Source organism: Curtobacterium sp. MCBA15_013 (assembly GCF_001865095.1).
In the GTDB taxonomy this organism is placed as follows: Bacteria; Actinomycetota; Actinomycetes; order Actinomycetales; family Microbacteriaceae; genus Curtobacterium.
In genome coordinates, this window is record NZ_MJGQ01000031.1 from 8,474 (window position 1) to 11,778 (window position 3,305).

The window sequence follows — 3,305 nt, forward strand, 5'->3', positions numbered from 1 at the left end:
GCTCGACTGGGCCTTCGCGCAGGGTGCGCCGGACGTGTACTGGGAGTGCTACGTCGGCAACACCGCCTCGGCCTCGGTCGCCCGTGCCGCGGGGTTCTCGTACACCGGCACCGGCGACGCGCTCATCCCCGGGCGGGACGGCGCTCCGACGACGGCGTGGAAGGGGCTCCGGCGGGCCGACGGCGCTCCCGCGTCCGACCTGCCGTGGCCGGCCGAGACGACGACGGCACGCCCGGATGACGCGTCACCGACCGTTCGCGGATAGTCTCGGACCGTGACCGTCACCCCTCGGCCGTCGGACTCCGCGGCCTCCCCCGCAGCGCACCCCTCGGTCTCGCCGGCCGAGCTCCGTGCGATGCGCCGCGGCCTCGAGCTCGCGGCCCTCGGCCCCGCGGTCGGTGACCACGTCCGCGTCGGCGCCGTGATCCTCTCCCCCGACGGATCGGTCCTCGCCGAGGGCTGGCACAAGGGAGCCGGCACCCCGCACGCCGAGGTCGACGCGATGTCGAAGGTCGACCCCGCACACCTGGTCGGCGCGACCGCCGTCGTCACCCTCGAACCCTGCAACCACACCGGACGCACCGGTCCGTGCGCCGTCGCCCTGCTCGAAGCGGGGATCGGCCGCGTCGTGTACGCCGTCGACGACCCCGGGCCGGCAGCCCACGGGGGTGCCGAGCGACTCCGGTCCGGCGGAGTCGACGTCGTCTCGGGCGTCCTCGCCGACGAGGTCGAGGACTTCCTCGAGCGCTGGCTCCTCTCGGTGCGCCTCGGACGCCCGTGGGTGACGGTGAAGTGGGCATCGAGCCTCGACGGCCGGGCCGCGGCGGCCGACGGCACGAGCCAGTGGATCACCGGCGCGGCCGCACGCCAGCACGTCCACGAACAGCGCGCCGCGCACGACGCGATCCTCGTCGGGACGGGCACGGTCCTCGCCGACGACCCGAGCCTCACCGCGCGGGGCGACGCCGGGGAACTCCTCGCCGACCAGCCCGTCCCGGTGGTGTTCGGCGCCCGGCCGGTCCCCGACGACGCCGCGGTCCGCCGCCACCCTCGCGCCCTGCTGACGCTGTCCGGCCACGACCCCGCCGCCTCGCTCCACGCACTGCGGGACCACGGCGTGCACTCGGTGTTCGTCGAGGGCGGGCCCACCGTCGCCTCGGCGCTCATCGCGGCCGGTCTGGTGGACGAGTACCTCGTCTACCTCGCGCCCGTCCTGCTCGGCGGCCCCCGCGTTGCCCTCGGTGACGTCGGTGTGGGAAGCATCGGCGAGCGTCGCCGGTTGGACGTACTATCGACCACCAGCCTCGGCCCCGACCTGCTGGTCCGAGCCCGACCCCACCGCGCACCCCGGCCGGCGGCGGCCGAGCCCGGGATCGCGGGGCCCCAGAACGACCGGAGCACCACATGACCGATGCACTCACCTCCCCCACCCCCGGGAGCCCGGTCCAGTTCGAGGTGTCGACGAACGTCCCGACCACGCACGGCACGTTCGAGATGCGCGCGTACCGCGACCTCGTGACGAGCGCCGAGCACGTCGCGATCATCGCCACCGGCCCGGACGGTGCAGCACCGCGCGACGGCGCCCTCGTCCGGGTGCACTCGGAGTGCCTGACGGGCGAGGCGTTCGGCTCCCTCAAGTGCGAGTGCGGCCCGCAGCTCGACGCCGCGCTCGACACGATCGCGGCCGAGGGTGGCGTCGTGATCTACCTCCGCGGGCAGGAGGGCCGCGGCATCGGTCTCATCAACAAGCTCAAGGCCTACCGCCTCCAGGAAGACGGCCTCGACACGCTCGACGCGAACCTCGCGCTCGGTCTCCCCGCCGACTCGCGGGCGTACGGCGGCGCGGCCGGCATCCTCGCCGACCTCGGCATCACCACCGTCCGCCTCCTGTCGAACAACCCCGAGAAGCGTCGCCAGCTCGAGGAGCACGGCATCACGGTCGAGAGCCTGGTGCCGCTGGTCGTCGGCGTCTCCGCGCAGAACGCGGCGTACCTCGACACGAAGCGCGACCGGATGGGGCACCAGCTCCCCGCGCACCTCGAAGCGGGGAGCCCGCTGGCCTGACCGAGCGCCGGCCCGACCCGACCCGGCCACGATCCAGCGGATTCGCAGGTTCACGACATCTGTCGTACGATGGTGGCCCCCGTCACAAGCGGTACACCACCACGAACCGAACGCACCCGATCAGTGCCCGCGCCACCCCGCGCGAACCGATCGGTGTCCGCCGTCCGGAACACCGCTGCGCTCCCCCCGAGCGTCATCCACGGAGTCTCCTCACCCCATGTCCGCCGCACCGGCACCCGCATCCCCGAAGACCGCAGGCAACCCGCGCTCCCGCGTCGTGATCGCCAGCCTCGTCGGCACCTCCATCGAGTTCTACGACTTCTACGTCTACGCGACCGCCGCGGTCCTCGTCTTCCCGACGCTCTTCTTCCCGAACGAGGACCCGACGGCATCGCAGCTGTCCTCGTTCGTCACGTTCGCCCTCGCGTTCTTCGCCCGCCCGGTCGGGTCGATCATCTTCGGCCACTTCGGCGACCGCGTCGGCCGCAAGGCGACCCTCGTGGCGTCCCTGCTCGTGATGGGCACCGCGACGTTCCTCATCGGCTGCCTGCCGACGTTCGACTCGATCGGCATCTGGGCTCCGGTGCTCCTCGCCGTGATGCGCTTCGCCCAGGGCGTCGGGCTCGGTGGCGAGTGGTCGGGCGCGGCACTGCTCGCGACCGAGAACGCGCCGAAGGGCAAGCGCGGGGTGTTCGGCTCGATGCCGCAGCTCGGCGCCCCGATCGGCTTCCTGCTCGCCAACGGCCTGTTCATCGCGATCAACGCGGCGATGCCCGCCGGCGCCGACGGCACCCCGAACCCGGACTTCCAGGCCTGGGGCTGGCGACTCCCGTTCCTGCTGTCGGCCGTCCTGGTGATCGTGGGCCTCTACGTGCGGTTCAAGCTCGTCGAGTCGACGGTGTTCCGTGGCGTCCAGGAGTCCGGTTCGGTCGCCAAGGTCCCGCTCGGCCGGGTGTTCCGCACCTCGTGGCGCGCCGTGATCGTCGGCACCTTCGGCATGGTCGCGACCTACGTCCTCTTCTACTTCATGACGACGTTCACGCTGTCCTACGGCACCACGGGCGCCGAGGCCGGCCCCCTCGTCCCGAAGATCGGCCTCGGCTACACCCGTGGCGAGTTCCTCACGCTGCTCATGATCGGCGTCGTGTTCTTCGGCATCTTCACGCCGATCGCAGGCATCCTCGCCGACAAGTTCGGCCGTCGTCGCACGCTCATCCCGACCACGATCGGCATCGCGCTCT

3 protein-coding genes and 1 pseudogene are annotated in these 3,305 nt (G+C 72.5%); all 4 read left to right on the top strand.

Annotated elements, in window-relative coordinates; genetic code table 11:
* The coding region (locus BIV01_RS12890) for a GNAT family N-acetyltransferase (protein ID WP_175473722.1) at nt 1-265 on the top strand (265 nt) is incomplete at its 5' end.
* A gap of 90 nt (nt 266-355) precedes the next feature.
* Entirely contained in the window at nt 356-1,408 is a 1,053-nt protein-coding gene (gene ribD, locus BIV01_RS12895; RefSeq protein ID WP_071296539.1) for a bifunctional diaminohydroxyphosphoribosylaminopyrimidine deaminase/5-amino-6-(5-phosphoribosylamino)uracil reductase RibD, read from the top strand.
* 29 nt (nt 1,409-1,437) lie between these two features.
* Nucleotides 1,438-2,064 (top strand): annotated as a pseudogene (gene ribA, locus BIV01_RS12900) (GTP cyclohydrolase II); the annotation flags it as partial.
* Nucleotides 2,065-2,281: 217 nt separating this feature from the next.
* Nucleotides 2,282-3,305, top strand: a 1,024-nt coding sequence (locus BIV01_RS12905) for an MFS transporter (protein WP_071303093.1), incomplete at its 3' end; no start/stop codon positions are given.

Bases quoted from the DNA above. Each gene is read 5' to 3' on its own strand.
- ribD (WP_071296539.1), top strand. From the start codon at position 356: ATGCGCCGCGGCCTCGAGCTCGCGGCCCTCGGCCCCGCGGTCGGTGAC.